General features: G+C 48.7%; 22 protein-coding genes and 1 tRNA gene. 18 read left to right on the top strand and 5 right to left on the bottom strand.

Annotated features, from left to right (window positions below; genetic code table 11):
- The first annotated feature begins 130 nt into the window (after positions 1-130).
- Positions 131-334, top strand: coding sequence for a CHRD domain-containing protein (locus EBAPG3_RS09290; RefSeq protein ID WP_004177995.1), 204 nt, complete (start codon positions 131-133; stop codon positions 332-334).
- Positions 335-395: 61 nt separating this feature from the next.
- Here EBAPG3_RS09290 and EBAPG3_RS09295 read toward each other — a convergent pair whose 3' ends face one another.
- The 3 genes from EBAPG3_RS09295 to EBAPG3_RS09305 are packed head-to-tail and all read right to left on the bottom strand — an operon-like array spanning position 396 to position 5,023.
- Positions 396-965: a hypothetical protein gene (locus EBAPG3_RS09295; protein WP_051049012.1), complete on the bottom strand. Its 570-nt coding sequence runs from the start codon at positions 963-965 to the stop codon at positions 396-398.
- Complete coding sequence (locus EBAPG3_RS09300) at positions 934-1,479, bottom strand: helix-turn-helix domain-containing protein (protein WP_040852334.1); 546 nt, start codon at positions 1,477-1,479, stop codon at positions 934-936. Before EBAPG3_RS09300 ends, EBAPG3_RS09295 begins: the two co-directional genes overlap by 32 nt.
- A gap of 58 nt (positions 1,480-1,537) precedes the next feature.
- Positions 1,538-5,023, bottom strand: a complete 3,486-nt coding sequence (locus EBAPG3_RS09305; protein ID WP_161493786.1) for a bifunctional diguanylate cyclase/phosphodiesterase — start codon at positions 5,021-5,023, stop codon at positions 1,538-1,540.
- A 649-nt stretch (positions 5,024-5,672) separates the two neighbouring features.
- Here EBAPG3_RS09305 and EBAPG3_RS09310 point away from each other — a divergent pair.
- The 15 genes from EBAPG3_RS09310 to EBAPG3_RS09375 all read left to right on the top strand — a co-directional run bounded on the left by EBAPG3_RS09310 (position 5,673) and on the right by EBAPG3_RS09375 (position 17,137).
- Positions 5,673-5,761, top strand: a tRNA-Leu gene (locus EBAPG3_RS09310).
- Positions 5,762-5,924: 163 nt separating this feature from the next.
- Complete coding sequence (locus EBAPG3_RS09315; protein WP_004177989.1) at positions 5,925-7,124, top strand: tyrosine-type recombinase/integrase; 1,200 nt, start codon at positions 5,925-5,927, stop codon at positions 7,122-7,124.
- 436 nt (positions 7,125-7,560) lie between these two features.
- Positions 7,561-7,842 (top strand): hypothetical protein, encoded by a 282-nt coding sequence (locus tag EBAPG3_RS09320; protein WP_040852329.1) that lies wholly within the window; start codon positions 7,561-7,563, stop codon positions 7,840-7,842.
- 112 nt (positions 7,843-7,954) lie between these two features.
- The gene (locus tag EBAPG3_RS09325; RefSeq protein ID WP_151898914.1) at positions 7,955-8,800 is read left to right on the top strand and encodes a hypothetical protein; all 846 of its coding nucleotides are present in this window, start codon (positions 7,955-7,957) and stop codon (positions 8,798-8,800) included.
- Between the two features lie 99 nt (positions 8,801-8,899).
- Entirely contained in the window at positions 8,900-9,124 is a 225-nt protein-coding gene (locus EBAPG3_RS09330) for a helix-turn-helix transcriptional regulator (RefSeq protein ID WP_004177982.1), read from the top strand.
- A complete protein-coding gene (locus tag EBAPG3_RS09335; RefSeq protein ID WP_051049009.1) occupies positions 9,124-9,543 on the top strand; it encodes a hypothetical protein in 420 nt (139 codons plus the stop codon). Before EBAPG3_RS09330 ends, EBAPG3_RS09335 begins: the two co-directional genes overlap by 1 nt.
- Positions 9,540-11,087 (top strand): DUF3631 domain-containing protein, encoded by a 1,548-nt coding sequence (locus EBAPG3_RS09340; protein WP_004177979.1) that lies wholly within the window; start codon positions 9,540-9,542, stop codon positions 11,085-11,087. The genes EBAPG3_RS09335 and EBAPG3_RS09340 overlap by 4 nt, the downstream gene beginning before the upstream one ends.
- On the top strand, positions 11,084-11,533 hold the full coding sequence (locus tag EBAPG3_RS09345) for a hypothetical protein (RefSeq protein WP_004177978.1): 450 nt from the start codon (positions 11,084-11,086) through the stop codon (positions 11,531-11,533). The genes EBAPG3_RS09340 and EBAPG3_RS09345 overlap by 4 nt, the downstream gene beginning before the upstream one ends.
- 54 nt (positions 11,534-11,587) lie before the next feature.
- On the top strand, positions 11,588-11,833 hold the full coding sequence (locus tag EBAPG3_RS09350; RefSeq protein WP_004177976.1) for a hypothetical protein: 246 nt from the start codon (positions 11,588-11,590) through the stop codon (positions 11,831-11,833).
- Positions 11,834-11,842: 9 nt separating this feature from the next.
- Positions 11,843-12,805, top strand: coding sequence for a phage protein (locus EBAPG3_RS09355; protein ID WP_151898915.1), 963 nt, complete (start codon positions 11,843-11,845; stop codon positions 12,803-12,805).
- 18 nt (positions 12,806-12,823) lie between these two features.
- Entirely contained in the window at positions 12,824-13,393 is a 570-nt protein-coding gene (locus tag EBAPG3_RS09360) for a hypothetical protein (RefSeq protein ID WP_151898916.1), read from the top strand.
- Complete coding sequence (locus EBAPG3_RS15195; RefSeq protein WP_161493787.1) at positions 13,390-13,557, top strand: hypothetical protein; 168 nt, start codon at positions 13,390-13,392, stop codon at positions 13,555-13,557. Before EBAPG3_RS09360 ends, EBAPG3_RS15195 begins: the two co-directional genes overlap by 4 nt.
- A gap of 784 nt (positions 13,558-14,341) precedes the next feature.
- Positions 14,342-14,791 carry a hypothetical protein gene (locus EBAPG3_RS09365; RefSeq protein ID WP_151898917.1) on the top strand — a complete coding sequence of 150 codons (450 nt, stop codon included), beginning with the start codon at positions 14,342-14,344 and terminating at the stop codon, positions 14,789-14,791.
- A 285-nt stretch (positions 14,792-15,076) separates the two neighbouring features.
- Complete coding sequence (locus EBAPG3_RS09370; RefSeq protein WP_004177965.1) at positions 15,077-16,435, top strand: DUF6538 domain-containing protein; 1,359 nt, start codon at positions 15,077-15,079, stop codon at positions 16,433-16,435.
- Positions 16,436-16,501: 66 nt separating this feature from the next.
- Positions 16,502-17,137 carry a hypothetical protein gene (locus tag EBAPG3_RS09375; RefSeq protein WP_040852323.1) on the top strand — a complete coding sequence of 212 codons (636 nt, stop codon included), beginning with the start codon at positions 16,502-16,504 and terminating at the stop codon, positions 17,135-17,137.
- A 187-nt stretch (positions 17,138-17,324) separates the two neighbouring features.
- Here EBAPG3_RS09375 and EBAPG3_RS09380 read toward each other — a convergent pair whose 3' ends face one another.
- Positions 17,325-18,077, bottom strand: a complete 753-nt coding sequence (locus tag EBAPG3_RS09380) for a hypothetical protein (protein ID WP_040852322.1) — start codon at positions 18,075-18,077, stop codon at positions 17,325-17,327.
- A gap of 248 nt (positions 18,078-18,325) precedes the next feature.
- Positions 18,326-19,183, bottom strand: a complete 858-nt coding sequence (locus EBAPG3_RS09385) for a hypothetical protein (protein WP_040852318.1) — start codon at positions 19,181-19,183, stop codon at positions 18,326-18,328.
- Positions 19,184-19,552: 369 nt separating this feature from the next.
- Here EBAPG3_RS09385 and EBAPG3_RS09390 point away from each other — a divergent pair, with 369 nt between their 5' ends.
- Together EBAPG3_RS09390 and EBAPG3_RS09405 are read left to right on the top strand one after the other, a co-directional pair.
- The gene (locus EBAPG3_RS09390) at positions 19,553-20,134 is read left to right on the top strand and encodes a recombinase family protein (protein WP_040852315.1); all 582 of its coding nucleotides are present in this window, start codon (positions 19,553-19,555) and stop codon (positions 20,132-20,134) included.
- 2,196 nt (positions 20,135-22,330) lie between these two features.
- The gene (locus EBAPG3_RS09405) at positions 22,331-23,404 is read left to right on the top strand and encodes a tyrosine-type recombinase/integrase (RefSeq protein WP_004177962.1); all 1,074 of its coding nucleotides are present in this window, start codon (positions 22,331-22,333) and stop codon (positions 23,402-23,404) included.
- The last annotated feature ends 102 nt before the right edge of the window (positions 23,405-23,506 follow it).

Genomic DNA, 23,506 nt, shown 5'->3' on the forward strand with positions numbered 1-23,506 from the left:
AGCAATTATCCTGAAAGTCACGCCTCAATTTTACTGCAACCCGATATCTCTGCGGGGTTGCTTTGCGAAGTGATCCGATTAAAGAATTTCCTCCGCCGCCTCCAGTGCATTCAATGCACTGGAGGCGGGATTGAATGGAGGTACGGCCTACGCGAATATTCACTCCGTTATATTCCCCGCAGGGGAGATCCGTGGCTTTCTTGCACCTGTCCCCGAACCAGAAGCCTATGCGATGCTGCTGGCCGGTCTTGCCATGATAGGCGCGGTCGCGCCGCCGCGTCTGACCGGGAAGCAACGAGGAACACCGTTGGCCCCTCGTTCTTTGATTGAGTAGTTGTGAACCCGGTGGTTTTATCCTGATAGCCGCTCGCTGTGATCCTGCCAAAAAAATAAATTTATTGGCTGGCAGGTGTCTTAATTGGATTAATTAATGACAAATTCATTTCTTTGGCTTTTGATCTAACTGCTGTCGAGGTCCTTCCCAACTTCAGTGCGATCCGTCTCGCGGGAATATTCTGCTCCGCGAGATTTCTTAAAATTTGCTCCTGTTGCGTTGTCCAGGGTTTACCGGAATTGGTCGCCTGCTGTCGCCTATCATATTGCCGCCTTTCACCTAACCTTTGTTGATCCTCCAGGGGAGCGGTTCTCACAGGAGCCTGCCCTTGTATCTGATGCGGCTTGCAGATCCCGGATACAATCTGTAGGGCCCTTTGGCGAATGGAATCGGATGATTCCCGGGATCCTGTACCTTCGGATAAAATTTGAAGCAGACTAAGGAGCTCGTTCCGAGTACAAGGAGATAGTCCTGCCATGAGTGCCTCAAGAATGTAATGAGAACGCTCAAGTTCCTCAAGTGAATGTTCTTGCAACTGCTGCTTTGATTCAACGATTTCCATAGCTTGATTGAGTTTCCATTTACAACCCGGAACAATATTAACTTTGGCGGTTTGCTGCACTCCTTTCATATTTTCGCCTGTCTTTAGCTCCTTGCCATTTTGGGTTATCGATTTTTCTCCGTTCAACAGTCCTTCGATCTGACCAGAATGAATGAGTTGAAGTAAGCTTCCAGGCGGTACTTGCATCCTCCTGCCAACCGACACCGCGTTTTTCCTTACCAAATTTTTTACATAGTTCCGCGATTAAACGCATGTCTTCCGATGACATGGATCTCATCGCGGTTATTACATCGATAATAAGGGCCCCGGTGGACTGACCGGAGCGCATTCCTGCGTTCATGTCGCCCTCTCCGGTAGCAATCCACATCGGATAAGCGCCGATTCTGGCTTCAATATCAACTAGATTTCTTCGTGGAACACCTCTGCTTTTCCAATTATGGAGCGTTTGCTCCGAAATGTTGAGCAGCAACGCAACGGCGGCTGCATTTTTTGCTCCCTTGAGCTCCCTGGCCGCTTTTAGGAGCCGCACATAACTATCTTCCATTTGGTGGGATTTGGTCACGGTAACGTTTATTTTAAACAAAATGTTTATTCAAAAAAACTGCTTGTTTGAAATTTGTCATAAAGAAATCACGATTCCATCAAGCTGTATCCTTGCGTGAATAAAATACCTCGAACTGTTCGAATGTCAGTGGCCGGCTAAATAGGTAGCCCTGATAGGCATCGCAGCCATGCTGGGCAAGAAAACTTTTCTGTGCATTAGTTTCCACGCCCTCGGCAATTACAGATAAGCCCATGCTTTTTGCGAGAACTAGAATGGCCCGAACAATAGTAGCGTCATGAGGGTCGGTTAGCAGTTCCCGGATGAAGGATTGATCAATCTTCAGCCAGCCCAATGGCAGGCGTTTCAAATAATAAAGTGAGGAATAGCCGGTGCCAAAGTCATCCAAGGCAAAGCCCACGCCACGGGTTTTCAGCGTGGCCATTTTGGCGATGATATCTTCCACATTGTGCACAAGAAGGTTCTCGGTAAGCTCAAGTTTGAGTTTTTGCGGATCGGCGCCGGTGTGATCAAGCGCGGAAAGTACCTGATCGACGAAATCCGGATGGCGGAATTGGCGGGGGCTGACATTTATAGCCATGTTAAGTCGGGCTGTTTCCGGCCGCGCTGACCAGGCTGACAGCTGCGAGCACGCGGTTTCCAGCACCCAATGGCCGAGGGGATAGATCAGGCCGCTTTCTTCGGCGTGAGGAATAAACTCGGCCGGGGGCAGCAGGCCACGCCGTGAATGCTGCCACCGCACCAATGCCTCGGCACCTGTCACGCGCCCATTACCGTCCACCTGGGGCTGATAATGAAGGAGAAACTCTTTTTTTTCCAAACCCCTGCGTAAATCGGATTCTAGAACCACGCGGACGTTCACGACTTCCTGCATGTCCGGATCGAAAAAACACATGGCATTACGGCCTGATGCCTTGGCCTGATACATGGCAAGATCAGCCCGTTTCAGCAATTCGTCCAGTGTGGTTGGCTGGTCATTAAACAGGGCAACCCCGATGCTTGGCGTACTATGGTGCTCATACGCACCCAGATGGAATGGCTCCGTGAAGGCGGCAAGAATTCTTTCACATATCATCTTTATCTGGGCAACGGCTTCGTGGGAATGCGAGCCTAAATCCCCTGTCAGGACTACCACAAATTCGTCACCCCCCAGACGAGCCACCGTGTCATTCTCGCGCACACAAGAGACAAGGCGCGGAGCGACCTGCCGCAGCAGCAGATCTCCAGTATCATGGCCGAGCGTATCATTGAGAGTTTTGAAATTGTCCAGGTCGATAAATAACAGTGCGCCCATGTTATGACTGCGGGCACTTGCCGCCAAGGCCTGCTGCAGGCGATCCAGCAGAAGTTGCCGATTCGGCAGCTGGGTCAAGGAATCATAGAAGGCAAGATGGTGGATTTCGTCTTCCGCCGCCTTGCGCTGGGTGATGTCGGTATTGATGGTAAGAATAGATTGTGGCTGATCCTTGTCGTCCCGAACCAAGGTCCAATGGCCTTCTGTTATTAAAGTGCTTCCATCCTTGCGGCGTTGTGTGAGCTCGCCACGCCATTCATCATCACGTAATACCAATTGCATTGCCTCGTGGAAGGCTGTGGAGTCATCATATAAAATATTTTCTATGGATTTGCCGTTTACTTCCTCCAGCGTCCATCCATAAAGCCGCTCAGCACCCTGGTTCCAAAACTGAATATGATGATTGATGCTGCGGACTATAATCGCGTCTTTTGCCTTGTCGAGCAGCGACGCCTGTTCACGGATACGTGCATCGGCTTCCCTGCGTGCCAGTTCGGCGTCTTTGCGCTGTGTGATATCCGAAAAGATTACGACGGTGCCGGTCGTTTCCCCGCTCTCTACGATCGGGTGTGACGTAAATTCCACAGGCAGGCACCTACCATCTTTCCGCCAGAAAACATCGTCATCCGCATGACTGGGCCGCTGGATCCGTAGTGTCTGAAGGATTGCACACTGCTCCACCGGATAAATCGTGCCGTCAGCGCGGCGGTTGTGGGTCAATGCATGCATGTGTTGGCCTAGTAAGTCCGATACCGCGTAGCCCAGCATATGGGCTGCCGCGCTATTGATGAACATGCAGCGTCCCTCAAGATCAATCCCATAAATCCCTTTACCTGTGGATTCCAGCAACAACAGCTTCTCCTGGTACAGCTTCTCCCGTTCAGTCTCTGACCGCTTTCGCTCGGTAATATCACGAAAATAAACAGCCAGGCCTTCTTCGGAAGGATAAGCATGGACCTCGAACCACTTGCCGAGTGGTGAATAGAAATCTTCAAAAGCCACCGAAGCGTTCTCGTGCAGTGCCCGATGGAATTCACGCTCAAAAGTGCTGCCGACGGCCTCTTTGAATTCCTCCCAGACATTCTTGCCGAGAAGAATGGAACGGTTCTGCTCCAATAGCGTTTCGGCTTCTTTATTGAGATAGGTAAAGCGCCACTCGCGGTCGAGGGTGAAAAAAGCGTCGGTAATACTTTCCAGGATTCTTTGAGTGCGTTGCTTTGAGTTGGAAAGCTCCAGGGTTGCAGCCTGCTGATCTTTAATTGCGGATAGCAATTCTTTATTTGCCTGCCTTATAGCGTCGATCTTTTCCCTGTTTACCGCGAGCATAAATACAACCATGGCAGTCAGAATGCTTACCACAATCCCGCCGAGCAATACGAGCCAAGGTTCCTGGCTGGCGACGGCATGCTCAAACTGGGGACGCGAGGTGACGTCGATCGTCCATGTCTGGCCATAAACCGGAATGGTGATTGTTTTTCTGAATTGCGGTATGGAACTTTGCACGGGCTGATTCTTGCTACTATCGAAAAGCGGAAAATCCTGTGCAACTGATTGGGTGTCAAAGATTCTTATGTCAAGATCATCAAGTTCGGCGCGAAGAACGGCTCCTATGAAATCATCCATCCTGAACGGCGCATAGACATAGCCAACAAGCGACGCGCGCCTTTGTTCAAGCGTTTCCGGCAAATTTCCGCGCCCATAGTAGGGCGTATACATAAGAACCCCTTCCTGTCCATCCGCTTCGGTTTCCTGCACAAGTCTTATCTTGCCGGAGAGCGTGGTCTCTCCGGAATCGCGTGCACGCGACATGGCAGCACGCCGGACGGGATGTGAATACATGTCATATCCCAGTGCCCGCATATTCTTGCCGGAGAACGGTTCCAGATAAACGATAGAGGTGTACTCTTCTCGAGGTGACTCGGGCCAAACCCTGTACGTGGGAAAGCCTTCCGCGCGAATGGAGGCAAGATGCGCGTGCATTTCATCTGGACGAATGGATTTCGCAAACCCGAGACCCAGAATTGCCGGATTATTCCCTAAACGTAATGTACTCACATACTTGCGCCATTCATCGCGAGTAACGAATTCAGAAGCGAGCAGGTGCCCCAAGGCGCCTTTCAGTACTTGATCATAGCTTGAGAAGCTGGTCTGGATCTGTGAGATAACATCGGCCAGCCGGTTATCAAACCGATTGTTTGCATCGCGCTCCTGTAAATCCCTGACAACCGACCAACTCACTAGCGTGAGGGACAAAAAGACCGCGAATGTCAAAGCGGCAACTATGGTCCGTGACGGGAGGCTGTAGGAAGGAAAATTATGCTTGTAAGTAGTAATTTTGCGTCTCCAATTAAGCGAGCGCAGCATTATCAGCCTGTAAATTTTTGTATGCGCGGCAGGCAGCTCATAGCTTATATCGCCGTTGTCAGCAGTGACTTCTATGGATAAGCATTGATCGTGATCTTAACTCCGCTCCGCAAAATTTTCCGCGGAGCAGAGCCCCATTTTTGCTAATGCAGGGCTTATTCCCATATGGCGGGCAGCAAAGTAACGAACCTCCCTATAATAAACAATTCGTTTAATAAAATAAACATATTGTTTATTTCGTTTACTATAAGAGATGAAAAGAGAGAAAGACAGAAAGCAGATCAAAGTTATTTGATGCGCCGGATGGAATGTTCGATTGCGCGAAGTCTTTATGGTAAAAGCAGGTATCAGCGTCGCTTCGTTTCTTGGTACCCTAATATTCCGAATCAACGAGTTATGATGCTCATACAGGCTGAGCGCAAAGTATGTGATAGAATTTTTCGCAAGCACCAAGCATTTATCATTATCAGATTCTGCTACGCGTTGGTGCCAACTGCTAAAATGCCGGTAGTTAATAAGACGCGAGGCAGTCTATCCAGTAAAAGTAAATCAAAGCGCCCGGATGGTGAAATTGGTAGACACAAGGGACTTAAAATCCCTCGGGCTTAATCGCCCATGCCGGTTCGATTCCGGCTCCGGGCACCAAAACAGCATTTCAATAAGTCTCAAGACATACCAAAAACCCAGTAAATATGGGGATAAGCGTTAATAGTTAGTGTCAAGTCGTATCAAATAATATCTTGACATACCGTCACCATTGGCGGTATCTTTGACGGTAGAGCACATACCGACAGACTTAGATACCGTCATGCCTCTTTCTGATCCTGCTGTACGCAATGCAAAGCTAGCCGTCAAGCCATATAAGTTAACCGATGGCGAAGGGCTCTATTTGCTTATCAATAATGTGGGAAAGTATTGGCGGTATGACTATCGCTTCCAAGGTAAGCGAAAGACCCTCGCATTTGGAGTGTACCCGGTCATTACCTTGGCCGACGCGAGAGATAGAAGGAACCAAGCGCGTAAATTAGTTGCGAATGGCGGCGATCCGGCAGCGATCAAACAGGCAAAAAAGCTGAAGGAAAAACAACTCGCGGCCAGTACCTTCGAGGCCGTAGCGCGGGAATGGCACGAAAAGCAGTCCGTCAAATGGGTACCCAAGAATTCCGCCAGAACAATCAGCGTACTCGAGCGGAATATCTTTCCCTATATCGGCAGCACTCCAATATCGCAAGTGACGGCAGCAACTTTGCTGAGCGCAGTTCAGAAAATAGAAAAGCGCGGCAACATCGAAACCGCTCATAGAGCGATGCAGATTTCTGGCCAGATATTCCGTTATGCCATTGCTACTGGCCGGGCTCAAGCTGACTTAAGTCTGGTATTAAAAGGCGCACTCACGCCCGTAAGAGAAACCCACCACGCCAGCATTACTGATCCCAAAAAGATAAGAGATTTACTGCTCGCTCTCGAAGGCTATAGCGGATCGTTTATTACGCTATCAGCACTTAAATTAGCGCCATTGCTTTTTGTACGTCCCGGAGAGCTCCGTCATGCTGAATGGTCAGAGATAGATTTAAACGCAGCTGAGTGGCGTATAGCGGCCGGCAAGATGAAAATGAAAGCCGTTCACTTAGTGCCATTGTGTAAACAGGCTTTGGCCGTATTGCGGGAGTTGAAACCTCTGACAGGGGAGGGCAGGTACGTTTTTCCGGGTGTTAGAAGCTATGCCAGACCAATGAGTGAAAACACGGTTAACGCAGCTCTACGGCGCCTTGGCTACGAGAAAACCGAAATGACAGGGCATGGATTCAGAAGCATGGCCTCGACGATCCTACATGAGCAGGGCTGGCCGCATGAGGCAATAGAAAGGCAACTGGCGCATGCTGAGCGCAACAAGGTAAGCGCAGCTTATAACTACGCCGAGCATTTACCAAAACGCAGAGAGATGATGCAGGCTTGGGCCGATTATTTGGATGGGCTCAAGGCTGGAAGGAGTAACACCGTGGCCTGACGGACTTCAGGCAATAGCGGGGTGTAAAGTGTTACGAGCACCAAACACCCCTCACCACAACGCAACCTATACAGGAGGTACACATCATGGCTAAGGCCAATTCTACAGCACTGCCCGTCCTAAAACCAATACGCAACTTAATGCCCATAAGTCTATGGGCTGGCTCTGGCGGCCTGAACTATGCTTTTGAAGACACTGAAGAGGCGATACGCAGCTCCGGTCTTGTCCCATCGTGGATGCCATTCCCCAACGCAGGCGTACGCTCATGCGTTAGGAGAAATAAGCCCTACTTCGTAAAGTTGTCAAGACTGAAGGAAAACCGAATTAGGCTATGGATTTCAGCAGATTTGGTTACTTCTTCAGACAAGGGATTTCGTAATTTTCTTGGATCATTGCTGGCCGATACCCGCCTTACTCTGGTGAAGGGAGAGTCAGTATGAAACCCGCACTCAAAGGCGCACCCACGCCAACTGCAACTGAAAACGAAACAGCAATGAAGGATGCCGATCGGGGCCTAATTGCATTAGAGGCCACTTGGAGAATCTCTGCTTTAGTGACATTGATGAGAAGTGCGCTCGACAATGATGAATGTACCGACGACGTCGTGTGGGCAACCAAAGAGGTATTGAAGGGAGTCGCACAACTCAATAACGTAATTATGACTGCAATTGACGATCCTAATGAAACCAATGAGGACCTGAGGGCAAGAGTAAATTAACCCAGAAATAACCGCCTCGGTTTCAAGCCACCCCTAGCCCGGCCAAGCGAAAAGCGGAAACCTTCACCGCCTGGGGTGGCAGCTTATTGAAGGACGCTTCGAAGGAGCGCTTATGAAATATCCGGATTGGGTACCAGCGGCTGTTGTGGAAATGCATTCTGATTTATGTAAATCCAGAGATCATTTTCGGTCTCAAGATCATGATAGAGAGGATCTGGAGAGTTACGCCAAAAGTGATAGATATGGATGTTGGGCAGACTATGAAAAATCTTTGACACTACAAATCGCCGTTCTCGAAAGGATATTAACTCGTCCAGAAATGAAATCAGTTTGGGAATGGATCAATGAAAAAAATTGCTCACTCCCACTCGAAACTCGCGAAGGAATTGTGGGTGGGTTCTTGATGGATATTCAAGCATGGGATAAATCATCAAAGGCTCCGGCAACAGATAGAGATGCAGAATTTAAAGAAATTGCAAATCACGCAAGAAAACTTTCTCGGTTGCTACGGAAATACCGTGGTGAGGGTGGGCCAACTTTTAATTATTTCAGCGCTTTGATTCCCAGGAAATACGACAAAGGATTAAAACAAATATTGCATCCAGATTTAGCAGCAAAGACTGAAGATAAACCGGAAATGCTTCGATTCCTTTGGCACCACTTATTACCGCCAATCGATGAAGTAATCAGCGGTATTTCTCGGTCCATAAAGGAAGGCGATAGCAAACTATCGCGTAATTTTCCCAGAAAGATAGCGGCACCCACAGCCTTTAGAACATATCTGATTTATGGCGTTATTGATCGTTTTTATGGGCAAACAGGCGAGATTCCACTAACCCTTATTGCAACCTTTATGAGTGCTGCACTCGATGATGATTCAATCACGGTCGACACAATCAGCAAGAGCGAAGCCATGAAGAAAATAAAGCGGGGGAAGATTCTAGGAAAATATCACTGAAATGTTCCAATAAATTTATTAATTAACTAGTTAAAGTCGTTTCTTGGCAACTAACGAGCAATCAGAACACACCAGGTCACTTCATAAGGAAAGACAGAGATGATTAAGAATAATTCCTCGAACTTTGGAAAACTACCAGCCTCTGGCTACATCCGCCAGTCGCAACTAATACCGGCCATTGTGCCATTTTCTTCCGCTACCCTCTGGCGCAAAGTCAAAAAAGGCGAGTTTCCAAGGCCTGTAAAACTATCTGAACGCATCACGGCATGGGACGTGAATTCTATCCGTGCCTGGCTTGAATCAAAATCAGCGCGAGGGGATTGATGGCTACAAAACAAAACGCCCCGGCGGCAACCGAGGCGATAGGTAAAACAAAACTGAACCCGAATTATAAACGAATTCCCGCTTACGGAAAACAGTTTATGGAAATGCGGCGATCGGGAAAAGTCCCTTCCAAGCGTGTCATGGTTACCTTCGATTGGGATCTGGCACAAGCCTATCCACGCATCGTACTTGCAGACGATACGCCGGCAGATCAGTTGAACTTCAGCTATCTCGCCGGCCTGCCGGTGCAAGTGATCTACCGCCGCAAGGACTCACATCGTGTAAGCGGTGTGATCGATTCAATCCTTCAGGTTAACCCTTCCTGCCTCGCCACCTTTGCCATTGATCTGGTAGGAACCGGCGACGCGGTAACGCTCATAAAAGCTTACGAGCGCACTCACACAGAGGTGGCCGCATGAGTTTAGACCCCTATCAATCCATTGACGCAACTCCTGAGGCGCAAGCGGCTTTTAATGAAGCTATGCAGGATAGCGTGCCTGATGAAAGCGAAGCGGACGTAATCAAACGACTTGCGACCATGAACCCGCTGGACTATGACAGGGCCCGGAAGAGTTGCGCTGAGAAATTAGGGGTAAAAGAAACCGCACTTGATAAAGCTGTATCCATGGCTCGCAAGGAAAAGGATGGGCAGCCGGCGATGTTCAACGAGGTAGAGCCGTGGCATAGCACCGTTGACGCAGATGAAGTGTTATCTGAACTTTCCGATGCCTTCCAGCGCTATGCCGTGTTGCCTCCGCACGCAGCTGATGCGCTGGCCTTGTGGTGCGCTTTCACGTGGTTTTGTGAGGTTTCGCATATCGCTCCGTTACTGGTACTTCGCAGTCCGGAAAAAGGCTGCGGGAAATCCACCGTGCTGAGCATCGTTAAAAGGCTTGTCTTCAGACCATGGGTTCTATCGGGAATTAGTGCTGCTGTGCTGTATAGGGTGGCGGATAAATATCGCCCCACCGTACTGATAGACGAAGGGGACACATTCCTGAATGCCGAGAACCAAGAGTTACACGGCATTATCAATAGCGGTTACAGCCAGGATGCTCCTTATTTCTGGCGATGCGTAGGAGACGATCACGAACCGAAGGGGTTTTATGTATTCAGTCCCAAAGCAATAGCGTTTATTGGACATACCCGGGATACCCTGCACGACCGTGCGGTTGAAATCGAGTTACGCAGAAAGTTGGGGCATGAAAAGGTGGCCCGATTACGTCATGCAGATGGCGGCGAACTCGATATCCTGGCTCAAAAATTAGCCCGGCTGTCTGCAGATCATCTTTACGCTTACGCGGCTATCCGTCCCACAATGCCGGAAAGCCTGCCAGACAGACAAGCAGACAATTGGGAGCCCCTGACAGCCATTGCGCACCTTGCCGGAAGCGAGTGGGTGCAGCGCGCTACAGCAGCTGCTTTGACCCTGACCGGCACGAAACAGGAATCCGCCCAGGCCTCAGTAGGTGTTGAATTGCTTGCTGATATTCAGAACGTATTTCAGAGCAAGCGCATAGACAAGATCCGCACGACCGAACTGGTCAACGAGCTCTGTAACGATCCGGAAGCCGGATGGTCGACATATAACCGCGGCAAGCAGATCAGCCCGCGTCAGGTTGCGAAACGACTATCCGAGTTTTCAATAAACCCTAAACCCATCCGTTTCGCTTACGGCGAAGTACAAAAAGGATACGCCAAAGAGCAATTCACGGATGCGTTTTCCCGCTACCTTTCCCACCCTCTGGAAAATGCCATTTTAGCGGTTACAGAGTTACAGCCCAATAATGACGCGGTTCTTAGCGTAACCGATAAAAATGATGTAACCGTTACACAAATCCCATCGGTTACAGCTACATCCAGCATTGACACGGGTTGTAACCGTGTAACCGATAAAACAGGGGATAGAGGCACACGCATAGTGAAAGGGCTAATTAACGAAAAAGCGGAGGTGACGATATGAGCCCTGCAGAAATGATCGATCAGGCAACTTCGGAAGGGTTGAGCCTGACAATTTCCCCTGACGGAAATATCAGGGTCGTCGGCGACCAAAACATCATTGATATATGGAAACCGCTTATCCGGGAACGTAAAGCCGAGATTGTTGAGCTACTCAGGAAGGATTTAAGTAAGCAGCGGGTATTGGAAATGCTCGGAACCGATGCAGGTAAAAAGTATGCGTTTTTGGTAGACGATGCGACGACCGATCCGGTAGGGGTAACGGTAGCGATAAGAGGCATTGCGTTATTCGAGATGCACATCCCGCACGCTCATTACGATGGCCTGGCCCTCCTCCAGGTAATTGAGCAACACAGCATGGAGAAAACGACTTGCGCCAATACCACCCCCTCACCCGAGGCAAAAGAACTCAGCCATGTTCCTGGTGAGCTGAAAAGGAAGGCCGCGTGAACTCACAGCACAGAATTAACACAACACCGCTCAAAAGCGGAAAGGAAAAATAGTATGTTCAACTCACTGGTTCGCATCGAATTGGAAAGTCTTCGATTCCGTCAAGCGCGGCTCAAGGATCTGTTTCAACGTGGAGCCGCCACTGCAGCGGAATTGCGGCAGGTTGAAAAGGACATTGAGAAAATAAAAACTGACGCGGCAAAAGAGACGTCAGCGGCAATTGTGCGTGAGGCCAACCATACGGCCGTGCAATATCACTTTTACAGCGATCCACCCTCTCCCTGGATAGTGAAGAAATGACGAGCCACTGTGGCCAGCCCCTATTCACCCGCCAATGCCAATCCGGAGTTCACTATGACGCAGCAATATATTAGAAAAGCCAGCCTTATCATAGGCGCTGGCTCCGATGCACTTGACCTGTCAAAAATGCAGTTTACTTTCAACGTTCAGGCTGCGGTGATCAGCACGCCAACAACCGCTTTCATCCGCGTATTCAACCTGTCAGGGAAAACCGCCCGCCGCGTCACCGAAGAGGGTGAGCTCATAATCCTCTCTGCTGGCTACGGAGGTAATTTCAATACCATATTCCAAGGCCAGATTACCCAGGCCAGAATCGGGCGCGAGAATGGCACAGATACTTATCTTGATATCACTGCTGCCGATGGGGATCAGATTTATAACTTCGCGGTAGTCAATTTCAGCGTAGCAGCGGGTTCCAATGCTATCGGAAGGCTTCGCATGTTAGCCACTGCAGCTGGTATGCCAGAGGGAACGATCCAGGCGCCAGAGAACGGACCAAAGCTGAGCCGCGGTGTCGTCTACTTCGGCTTGGTGCGTGACTGCCTCCGGCAGGAGTGCGCCTCCATCGGAACGAACTGGTCCATCAATGATGGGAAGCTGGATGTGATTGCGGAGGGCGGCTACAAGGAAGGGGAAATACCGGTTATCACCTCTGCAACCGGGATGATCGGGGTACCAGAACAGAACGGGCTGGGTATTTCCTTCAAGTGTTTACTGAACCCCCACCTGCGGAAAGATGAGCGAGTCCAGATCGATAACGCACTCATCCGTCAATTCGGCTACACGACTTCCAATCTGGAAATAGCTAAGCAGTTCGCATCCATTCCCACATTAACTACCGATGGCATTTATAAAATCCTCTATGTGAATCACTACGGGGACACGCGTGGGAATGACTGGTATTCGGATGTGGTTGCTTCTTCGGATATCAAGAATAAAGCGCAACTTCAATTTATGCCTAAGATTTCATAAAACCACCAAAAGGAATCAATGATGAGACAACATATCACCGCAGCACAAACCAAACTGCAAGAACTTCAAGACCGCCATACCGCTGCTACCGAATTGGCACAGACCACGCTTGATAAAGCAACACGGGTCAAGCGGGAAGCATACGAGCGCCTGCTTCGTGCCCGAGCGAGCGGAGCGGCAGATGTATCCGAGTTGCACATTGCACATGAGAAGGCCACCACTGCCCTGCAGGCCGCCCAGCTTGAAGCCGATACCTCCAGCACAGTTGCGGCAATGCTGGAGCCGCAACTCGAGGACGCCAAGGCTGAATTGACGCAGGCTGAATCTGATCACGCAGCCGCCAGGTTGGATGCTCTAAAGGAAGCTCAACGCGTAGAAAGGGAGCGTTACGCCAAAGCGCAGGAAGAAATGATGGATGCGGATCTTAAGGGGGTGGTTATTCATAACAGACTGGCAAGGTTATTGAGGACAAAAGATGGTTTCTACGACCACGTCTATCACCCCATCTCTTTTGACCGAGAGATGCTCTTAACAAAGGGGAAAATTATTTCCCGTTATGAAGCGGAAATTGAGGTGATCGGAGAATGATGATGAAGCGAAAACACTACTTTAAAGACGCCACAGCACTGCGTTACCTGGAACCACTAAAGCAAACAGTCATAGTGCGCGCAATGGATGCGGTAACTGCCAAAGGTGAATTATTGAAAGCCAATATCGCGAAGATGCGTGAAGCGCGTAAAGGAAAATTTTAATAAGAAAACCAGGTAACTATTCTTCCGGCAGGTGCTCCGCATTGCACCCCGTTAGTCATGAGTGGGTAAACCGTGACAGCCAGTGATAGCGTCAGGATCCTTCGCTGCGTGCTGGTAGCAGACCGAAACCCTCAGCCTCAAAAGCTGGGGGTTTTTCTGCCGAATAAGTACGCAGTTTATGAACACGCAAACCTAGCAACCACGAGGGATAGAGTGCCATTGTGACCGAGTTTCCGTGCAATTTGTACGAACTCGCAGAGATAACGAACTATTTTTGAAAGGGGTATTTATGGCACGTACCTGGACAGCTGAACAGAAAGCCCGGCAGTCGGCTTTAATCCAATCCTGGAAACCTTGGGAAAGCTCTACAGGGCCAAAGACAGACGAGGGCAAGGTAACGGCTTCACAGAACCGCCAGCGCTCGTTAGAGCGTGCCAGACAGGGAGTAATAGAGGCTAGGGAAACGTTACAATCCGCGCAGGCGAGGCTTCAAAAATTAACCCGGCGATGAGCCGTGTCTCACGTCGATGGATGGCATGTCGGCATATTTTCCACAATATTTTTACGGCCTTATGGATGTACTTGAGTAAAAAGACAATCCTCTTGTGGCCCGATATTTGCTTTACAGATCAGGGGCTAGCTCAGGGTCGGCCTCCATCAAGAATCATGCCGTTATGAACGACTATACGACAGTCCCACTTTTGCTAGAAGCACGGTAGCAGCGCTTGATAGACTTCCTGAAAGAACGAGTCGGGGAATTAAAAGGACAGGGATAGTTGGAAATATGAGAAAAACGATAGTCTCTTTATGGTTCATGCTAACCTGCGGCTCAGCGCAGGCAGTTAATGTTTTCTACGCTCCAGTGCCAGATCCCGATACCAATGAAACTCATGTGTTGTATTTAACGAATGAGCATAGCAAAGCATGCCAGGACCCTTATTTTGTAACCCGCCTTGAGACAGTTGACGGGAAACCACTTAAAAGCCAGATCGTTTGCTGGGAATTCGACATTCATACATGGATGCGCATCATCACCGCTGATGGAGAAGTGATAAACATTATGGATATCACAAAGGTGATTCCTGGATCCGAGGGTGAGGCCAATGCAATTCAGAACGCATCTTTAAAGCGATATCAAAATATGCAGATGGAGAGTGCAAATGCAATTCTTATGGAACAAAAAAGAAAAAAAGACATGGTGCGATCTTTGGAAAATGCCAACATTCACCGCTGATTCCGAAAACCACGAACGTCTAAGCAATACCACCCCGCCCTCACCCTACCTTAAACACCTCAATAGCCGTTAAAATTCATGATATTCTCCGGTAATAGTCAATGAGTGACGGTATTTTTGACGGTATTATGTTTATAAGTCAATTAATAAATATATAATTAACATGTGGTTAGATCGTTAATTCGGATGAGGCTCCGGCACCAGAAGATGAATATATAAACATCTATATTCAATAAGTTAAGCGCATTATTGCTTCCCTGTGGTGGTACTTTTGTGGTACTATCCATGAAACTATCGCTTGGGAGCATATTCAAAGTGTCTATCCGCTACGTCTATCAACGGGGTGACACCTACTATTACCAGAGAAAAATACCCCTCGACCTCATAGAGCGTTATGGTGGTACTCAGCTCATCAAGGTAAATCTCAAGACCGCCGATTTAAAGCAGGTAGCGAAACAAGTCGGTGCGCTCAATAAACAGTACGAATCAATTTGGGCCTCACTTCGGGTTAATCACAGCCTGAAGCCCCTGGGTATCCATCAAGCAGCCATTAAGCTACTCTCACAGTATGGCCTGAAGCCCCAGCCAGCCAGCAATGAAGAACCCAATCTTGACCAGTTTATTGATGCCCTTCAACAAAAGCATGAGGGATATGTTCAAGATGATTATGGTAATTGGCAGGAGGTCCCCCCGGAGGATTTCCTAGACCCGGTATCGTTAGAAGCCCTTAGGTTAATCAATGAGGGCTCCACATTCCGGCTCAGTGATGCTCTCAAAGTTTACCTTGATGGTCACAAGAAGAAGAACGATAAGAAATTCAGAGTCTATGTCAGCCGTGTGTGGGATAGGCTCATAGCCATATTAGGTGACAAGGATTTTGAGCAAGTAACACGGGCAGATGCTAATGGGTTTGTTGCCAAGGGCATTGCTGAAGGCTCCAAGACCACCACTGTCGAGCGGCAAGTTAGCGCGATTAGGGCTGTATTCAATGTGGTTATTATTGAAAGAGAGATAGCTAAAGTTAACCCCTTTCTCAGTTTGAGGATAGCTAGTCTCGGCGAGGACTCAAAGGTGAGGGGAACATTCGATAGCAACCAGCTGGCAACCCTGATACGTGAATGTAAGAACAAGGATGATGATGTACGTTGGCTACTCGCTCTACAGATTGACCTGGGGTGCCGCCTTGCTGAAACTACTGGACTTGCGCTATCTGACCTACACCTGAATGAAAGCGTTCCTTACGTTTCCTTTAGGCCCCACCCGTGGAGGTCACTAAAGACCGCATCTAGTAAAAGGAATATTCCACTTGTCGGTGTTTCCCTATGGGCCGCGCAAAGGGTTGTGCAGTCAGCTAAGAAGGGACAACTCTATGCTTTCCCCCGCTACACCAGTGAAACCGAATGTAAGGCTAACAATTCTTCCGCAACTCTCAATAAGTGGATTGGTTCACTAGGCATCGACAAGACCACCCATGAGCTACGTCACACAATGAGGGATAGGCTACGCCATGCACACGCCCCCAAGCCTATCCAGGATGCTGTGGGAGGATGGGGGAGGGAGGATGTAGGTGACACCTATGGCTTGGGTTACGGGCTCGTACACCTCAAGGAGTGGCTTGATAAAGTAGCGTCGGTTGTTATTTAACTGTAACCAAACAACTTAATAAAATACTTGAGTTAATCAATTCAAGGCTATGATCTAAGGCTTGGAATGTGGATAGTTGTTGGTATTATCGTGGTCGTAGTGGTTCTCTACTTCATCCTCTCAGGCAACAAGAAGGGGAAGCACAGAAGTCAGGGGTTAAGCACCCCGCCACCTAAGGAAGCAGCCCAGCTACCTAAGGCTGAGACATCAGATGTTATAGGCTTACTCCTCCCCGTTGAAGAAAGTGATAAACAGGTCTTGAGGTTCTTCAAGGTACCCATCAAGGGCCTCAACCAGACAACAGCAAGGGCAGAGGTAGCCAAACTACAGGCTGACCCTGAGAAGGCAGCAGCATGGGACCAGAGGCCAGCGGAAGCCATACAGAAGGAGTTCTACAAGTTCTTCGGGGTCAAGGTCCCTCGCGGTTTAACCCATATAGCTGCTGCTGATTATATCGGCAAGCACCAGCAGACCCTAGATTCTCAACAGCTTGATGATTGGAGTTCGTACCGGTCCATCCTTGGTGACCTATTAGACAAGGACACCCGTGATTGCTATTACATCAAGAAGCCTTCTGTAGCCACGATTAGGGCAGCGATTGAGGCACTGAGGCAGTCAGGGATGTCCTTAAGTGACTTGGAGGGCGACCTAGAAATTGTCACCCAGAAGCTAATTGAGCTACAGCCAGAATTGGAAAGGTAGTATTAAGGTGCTGGTGTTATGGGGAACCACTAGGGACCAAGTAGTTTTACCACAAATTTACGAGAGGGTACCCTACACGGTTCCGCTAGAGGTTTTCCCCCGTGCCACCAAGCGAGTCCATGAGCTACACTCGAAAACCCCATCGATTCTGCTAGAAGCAGGCAGGAGCACATAATGCCACAGCCTGTTACTGAGCGGTTATCAACCACTGAACTATGGGCCTCCCCTGTTCTATGCTGGTCCCAATGAGCCTCATAATCTGGTCCACATGCACAACATCCTTGCTTCTGTCCCATAGTGCCTTCCAAACTGTCATTACCTTAGAGTAACCTGCCTTATCTTTTGCGTCGTTCCCCGGGTCAGCACTAGAGGCTGTTCTAAACCCCTCGTGAAAAGCGTTAGTTATCGCGCTACCACCGCTTATAGGATAATCACGAATCCCCTCTTCAATAATAGAAAGATGGCGAAGTAGGAACTCTCTCACCAAGGGTGAAAAGGATGAGTCTTCAATTTCTTTTCTAGCTTCCATTACCAAATCCAGCAAGATTTCCAAATCACTGGTGGGGAGTGCAGCCTCTGGTGGAATAATCTCAACACAAAATCTCAGTGAAAGGAGAGTTTCATTTGGTAGTCGGTTTCTATAATTGCCCCACGCAGCATCTAGGTTGGAGACAGAGACGATTCTCCTTATGTTTTCCAGGTGTGGTATGTATAACCCCTTTGAGAAAGGTTTATCAGCCATTAGTCTCTGAATAAGGTTAATCTCATTCCGAATTAATCCTAACTTCTCTTGGACTTCGTGGGGGTCGTCCTTAGATATCTCTATATCAAGCCCAAGTACGGTGGACCAGGCTTGAACCATTGGCATTGACTCAGGGATGGTCTGAATTTTTTCGATAATCACCTGGAGTCTTCTTGCAGAATTCGTATACTCGTCCATTTTCTCTCACAGTAGGGCGTTTCTTGACGGCTTATAAAAGTTACTTTGATATATTTACACAACGGTATATTGCGACTTCACCCTGCGTACCACTGCTGCGACACTAAATAGTTTTGCCATAAATTTATCGAGAGGTACCTTACGTCATGGCGGTGGAGCTTTCCCCCCTTGCCTCCCATTTGAGTCCGTGAACAGCACCAGGACGACCTGCCGCTCATTGCATCCACTATTGAGCAGTTATTAATCATTTATTCTTCAGTGTAATCTTCCATCTTTGCATCTAATGGGAATGTGGCCCTAATGGTTGCTTTCAATTGTTTAACAGCTTCTTCTAATCTGCCGTGTTCCCACAGGACCGTTAGGTGATGATTAGCGTCGAAGTGGGTTGATTCCGTCTTGTTATTGAACACGCTTTTCTCACAGGTATAAATCACAGGCTTTCCTAGACCTTCAGCATGCCCCGCCTCCCAATAGGCGCCATTGTTGTGGTGTGTAAGGTCGGCAATGATGAATCTAGCTTTACGTATTCGGACTCTGAGGTGGTCGTCGATTAACCCTGCTGGCTGACCCTCATCTAGCCGCGTCAGTTCGAAGCCTGTGTTTTTAACTGCTTCTTTGAAATGGTTGAGGTAGATATCATCCAAAACAGGCTCATTAAACTTCATCGCCATGAAAGCGTGTTTGCTATCTGTTTTCCCTTTCTTCAAGTCTAAGTAGGCAGCCCACCCATCAATTGTTAATCTAGCATTGTTAATTGCGACGTAAACATCTTGACCATCAGAGAGAATGCGCCCATCAATGAGGCCGCGATTATGTGCCGCCCCGGCAATGAACCCGAGGTTATTCAAGCTTCTAGCTCCGATTAGAGCGATATGCTCATCACCCAATCCCATATGCTGCCCAGGGGGAAGTGAGTCTCCGAGAAAAAGGATTAAATTATCTAGTTGCTCGGGGGGAGTGGGAAGGTTTGTTTGTGAAACTATTGCCGGAAGGTTATCAGTATTTAAAAGGAAGGCTGGATTTTTACTTGACCTCGTCCTAAGGGCATAGCTCAACTTACTTGAGGCATCTTCATCTTTCGCGAAAATTCCATCAAGGCTATCCAATGCAGAGCTGGTAACTCTATATATGCCGCATCTATTACATGTAACCTGTGATATGGCACCGGATTCTATAACAGCCGCTACTCCCTTACATATTGAGCATTGAGACATGGGAATCCTTATTTTCTGATAGTTGTTTAGCGTGCGATTATCTACCTTATTGCTGAGCTATGCTAGGTTCGCTACAAAGCGGCTTGATAATAAATGGGGGCCCCGCCTATGGTCCTTTGTCCACTTAGGGTATACCCTGCCCTGACTATCGAAAAGCCTCCGAATAGCGTCAGAACAGGATTGTATATTTTCAACTTGACATGAGTTGTGTGAAGGTCTTAGAATTCGTTCTGACACTTTCGCACACTTCAGGAGCTGGTCATGAAAACCCAAAGGATTGGATATACCCGTGTAAGTAGCCTTGATCAAAACGCAGAGAGGCAATTGGACGGGATAGAGCTGGACATTACATTCACTGACAAGGCATCCGGGAAGGACACCAAAAGACCCCAACTTCAGGCTGCACTGAAACACGCTCGTCTAGGGGATACTCTAATAGCGCACTCTATGGATCGGCTAGCGCGCAACTGTGAGGACATGCTGCGGATAGTGCGCGAGTTGAACGATAAGGGCGTATCCGTGGAATTCGTAAAAGAGAATATGACTTTTGCGGCAGGCAAGGACGACCCTCGCAGCACCTTAATGTTTACAATGCTGTCTGCTTTCTCCCAATTTGAACGTTCAATGATTAAGGAAAGGCAGCGCGAGGGGATAGCCATAGCCAAAAGCAAGGGGGTTTACAAAGGAGGGAAACCTAAGTTGACTCAAGAGCAGGTCACGATACTACGTGAGAAAGCAGCAGCAGAAGGTGCTAATAAATCAGAGCTGGCAAAAGAGCTAGGAATAAGCCGTGAAACTCTTTATCAATACCTGAGACAGGAACAAATCTCTGGCGCTTTGTGAATGGAGAATAGCCTAACGGTATTGGACGGTTGCAGGAGCTTTGGAAGTGCTGAGGAATGCCGATTATGAGGTGTGAAACAGGATGAAATAACGCTCGGTGTTTCACGGGATGAGGCAGGCTGATTCAGCAATGGTTACATAGGGTTACAGCAATAAGTGCCTCTATAACCTCACTTACGCAGAAGCCAACAGGGGTGAAGTATATAGATAGTGATACTTATAGTGTAACTACTAGTGCAACCAGTAGTGTAACTACTAGTTAACCTTATGTGAGCTGTGGTGGGTAGTAATGTGATGATAGGTATATCAGTACCCCTACAGTATCCCTATGCAGTACCTCTGGTCCTCCTAAGCTGTCTCTCGCAGGCTGTACCAGAGGAAAGTCATAGAGGACGTGTAGTGCCCCCAAGACTACTACCTACATAGTTACAACCCAACAGAGTTAAACCCCTACAGTTTCCCTACAGAGAGCTGCCTCTGGTCCAACACCCAGTGCCCGCCGTGGAGCACCTAGAGCTAGCCAGAGGGATACTGTAGGCTTGAAAGTCCTCTCTGCCAAGGGGCCACTAGGCTTTGATCCACCCTAGTGTGTAGTGGTGCAGCGGTTATTATTAGTCTCCCGTTTTATATTCATAGTAAGAAGTAACCATCATTCCCTGTGGGGGTTGATTGTTTGGCCTGAGGGCTAATAGCGTTCCCTGTACCACCCTCAGCTTCACAATCAGCCCCCTAGTAAAGCAAGCAGCTACCAGTGTGTGTCTCCTGGCCTGTCTTTCTTACTAGGGGGTTTTTGGTCCACCTTGGGATAGTCACTGCTGAGGTTCTCAGAAGTCTTAAAGGGGTCATAAGACTCATCAGGAAGCCCCAGGTTGACCCATTAGTTAAAGTCTATGGATAGGTAGCCAAGCTCATCCATAATGCACTGTGATGCGCTATAGGTATCTTTCTGTGGATTACCCTCATTCCACGCTGTATAGCCCGTTATCCCCATTGTGTTACTTGAGCAGTGGAGCTATAGTGGGGCTCCTAACGACTAGGGATAAGAATAAGACAATGGATACACCTATTGCACAGCCTAAGCCCCAAGAGCTAAGAGACCTCCTCAAGCGACACTCCCTGGCACGTCATGAAGCCGCGACCCTACTTTATGTGTCTACTTCAGCGTGGCATAAGTGGACCTCAACAGGGGTAGAGCATAGGCAAATCCCCACGGCTATCTATGAGCTACTCCTCCTCAAGCTGGGGGAGCACCCTACTAAGAAACTCGTTGACAAGTAACACAATGGGGTATATTGTGCATCTCACTGGCGCGCATTGGGTGCCCAGATAAACCTCTGGAGGTTATACATCATGACAGTCTCTTTCACTATCGGTAAGTTCATCACCACCTTTGAATGCTGGGGCTTCTCATCTGTTTATGTTCGTGTAGGGTCATTCGAGAGATATTGGGATAGAGACGAACTGTTCTCCCATTAGCCTTCAAACGAAGGGGCGTATAGGGTCACAGGCTTAAGCCTCTAGGTTCTACGCTCCTTTTACTACTGCCCCACCTTCAGTCAAGGGGCCAGTTTTCTCTCCCAGTCCCACGTAGTTCACTTCCTCCCACTCCTGTTTGATTAGCGCCCTCATGCATAGGCTGCATCATGTAGCTATTGCTTCGTTACGTCTATTCACTACAGTCCTCAACTATTTCCTCTTGCTCATTTCACCCCTACGGATGCTCAGATATTGTTGATTACACACGGCACGCTATTACCTTACCCCAAGACTCCCAAAAGTATTTTCATTCACAGTTATCAAAAGTAAACTAATAGGTATCCATTCAATGTCAATTGCAATGACAGCTCTCTCCTCTGCCCTCTCAGCCTTCAAAGAGTTCACTGGGGACCCGGACGTACAGGTCCAAGCAATTCAAACTTTCCTGAAGGTTGCAACAACCTCCAATCCCAGCGTAGACAATATAGCGCGGACTATTGGTCTCAGCCAGTCCACAGCTAGTCGCAATGTTCTGAAACTCTCTGCTGGACCAAGAGCACAGGATGGCTATGGCCTAATCACGGTTGAGCTTGACCCTTACGATGGCCGTAAGCGAATAATCAAACTGAGCGCTAGAGGCCATGAGCTGGTGCGGTTTATTGAAGAAAGGACAATGCCCAAGCTGCGGTCCCACTTCATTCACGAACTACTATTAAATGCATGAGTATCAAGAAAGTAGGTCCTAAGGGTATCTACTGGTGCAGCTTCTATCCTGCGCCAGGGGAGAAACGTGTACGCCAGTCACTCCGTACTACGGACAAGAGAGAAGCGCGGGAACTGGAAGCAAGGCTTATATTGGATGCTAAGGCATGTGCTAAGGCCAAGCGCAAGGATGGTACTACCTTGGCTGAAGCATACCGCCATGCTATGAGAGTACGGGATGACTGGAGGTCCGCTAAGAGACCCGATTCCATTCAGAATGTCTACAATGCTGTAGCTAGTCACTTCGGAGAGAATTGCCCCTTGTCTAAGCTGGATGACGACGCGGTGCTGGATTACGGGGAGGAGCTTTTCGAGGAGGGTCTAGCGCCGAGTACCATCAACAAAAGGTTTTCAATAATCTCCGTACTCTTTGACGAGACCATCAAACGAGACAACTCTAGGGAGGGTATCAGGAGTAGTCTCAGAAGGCCTTACATATCTTATTACAAGGTGAACAATAAGCGTAAGCGGCTAATCACAGTGGAGGAGGAAACACAGGTTATTCAGATATTGAAGGCAAGCGACAGCCCATATGAAACAGCTATGGCTGACCTTGTAGCAGTCCTAGCGGATACCGGGATGCGCCTATCTGAGGCACTCAACCTGAAGCCAGTAGATGTTAACCAGGAACATAAAGCAGTACTGGTAACCAAGACTAAGAATGATGAAGATAGGGCTATACCGCTCACAGCGAGGGCATTTGATATCTTGGTAAGGAGAATCTCTTGTGACCCCATTTTCCACCCCCTAACAAAGAGCGCAGCCTCTCACATATGGCGTAGGGTACGTGCCAAGATGGGATTAGCCAATGAGCCAGAGTTCGTGCTACATGGCTTCAGGCACACCTTCGGGTCCACCCTTGCAAACGCTGGAGTTGATGCTTTCCGTATCCAGAAGGTGATGGGGCATAAAAGCCTGACCACCACCCAGGGGTACGTAAAGGTAACTATGGCTGGCTTAGTGGGCCTCTCAGATATCATGGAGAATCGCACCAAGGGTAAACACTTTGAATCACCCCCGAAGAGTTCATGAAGTAACCAGAATAAGCTCGCTTGCATTGCCCTAGACCGTCTTCTGTCCCCTCGCGTCGCCCCACAGCATCACCCCAGCACCATCCACACTTCCACCATATCC

This window comes from Nitrosospira lacus (assembly GCF_000355765.4).
In the GTDB taxonomy this organism is placed as follows: domain Bacteria; phylum Pseudomonadota; class Gammaproteobacteria; order Burkholderiales; family Nitrosomonadaceae; genus Nitrosospira; species Nitrosospira lacus.

What these genes read in the sequence shown, in the direction of transcription:
- EBAPG3_RS15195 (WP_161493787.1), top strand. Translation starts at nt 13,390, where the DNA reads ATGATGATGAAGCGAAAACACTACTTTAAAGACGCCACAGCACTGCGT.
- EBAPG3_RS09350 (WP_004177976.1), top strand. Translation starts at nt 11,588, where the DNA reads ATGTTCAACTCACTGGTTCGCATCGAATTGGAAAGTCTTCGATTCCGT.
- EBAPG3_RS09375 (WP_040852323.1), top strand. Translation starts at nt 16,502, where the DNA reads ATGTGGATAGTTGTTGGTATTATCGTGGTCGTAGTGGTTCTCTACTTC.
- EBAPG3_RS09330 (WP_004177982.1), top strand. Translation starts at nt 8,900, where the DNA reads ATGATTAAGAATAATTCCTCGAACTTTGGAAAACTACCAGCCTCTGGC.
- EBAPG3_RS09380 (WP_040852322.1), bottom strand. Translation starts at nt 18,077, where the DNA reads ATGGACGAGTATACGAATTCTGCAAGAAGACTCCAGGTGATTATCGAA.
- EBAPG3_RS09325 (WP_151898914.1), top strand. Translation starts at nt 7,955, where the DNA reads ATGAAATATCCGGATTGGGTACCAGCGGCTGTTGTGGAAATGCATTCT.
- EBAPG3_RS09295 (WP_051049012.1), bottom strand. Translation starts at nt 965, where the DNA reads ATGAAAGGAGTGCAGCAAACCGCCAAAGTTAATATTGTTCCGGGTTGT.
- EBAPG3_RS09315 (WP_004177989.1), top strand. Translation starts at nt 5,925, where the DNA reads ATGCCTCTTTCTGATCCTGCTGTACGCAATGCAAAGCTAGCCGTCAAG.
- EBAPG3_RS09365 (WP_151898917.1), top strand. Translation starts at nt 14,342, where the DNA reads ATGAGAAAAACGATAGTCTCTTTATGGTTCATGCTAACCTGCGGCTCA.
- EBAPG3_RS09340 (WP_004177979.1), top strand. Translation starts at nt 9,540, where the DNA reads ATGAGTTTAGACCCCTATCAATCCATTGACGCAACTCCTGAGGCGCAA.
- EBAPG3_RS09405 (WP_004177962.1), top strand. Translation starts at nt 22,331, where the DNA reads ATGAGTATCAAGAAAGTAGGTCCTAAGGGTATCTACTGGTGCAGCTTC.
- EBAPG3_RS09390 (WP_040852315.1), top strand. Translation starts at nt 19,553, where the DNA reads ATGAAAACCCAAAGGATTGGATATACCCGTGTAAGTAGCCTTGATCAA.
- EBAPG3_RS09335 (WP_051049009.1), top strand. Translation starts at nt 9,124, where the DNA reads ATGGCTACAAAACAAAACGCCCCGGCGGCAACCGAGGCGATAGGTAAA.
- EBAPG3_RS09370 (WP_004177965.1), top strand. Translation starts at nt 15,077, where the DNA reads ATGAAACTATCGCTTGGGAGCATATTCAAAGTGTCTATCCGCTACGTC.
- EBAPG3_RS09360 (WP_151898916.1), top strand. Translation starts at nt 12,824, where the DNA reads ATGATGAGACAACATATCACCGCAGCACAAACCAAACTGCAAGAACTT.
- EBAPG3_RS09345 (WP_004177978.1), top strand. Translation starts at nt 11,084, where the DNA reads ATGAGCCCTGCAGAAATGATCGATCAGGCAACTTCGGAAGGGTTGAGC.
- EBAPG3_RS09320 (WP_040852329.1), top strand. Translation starts at nt 7,561, where the DNA reads ATGAAACCCGCACTCAAAGGCGCACCCACGCCAACTGCAACTGAAAAC.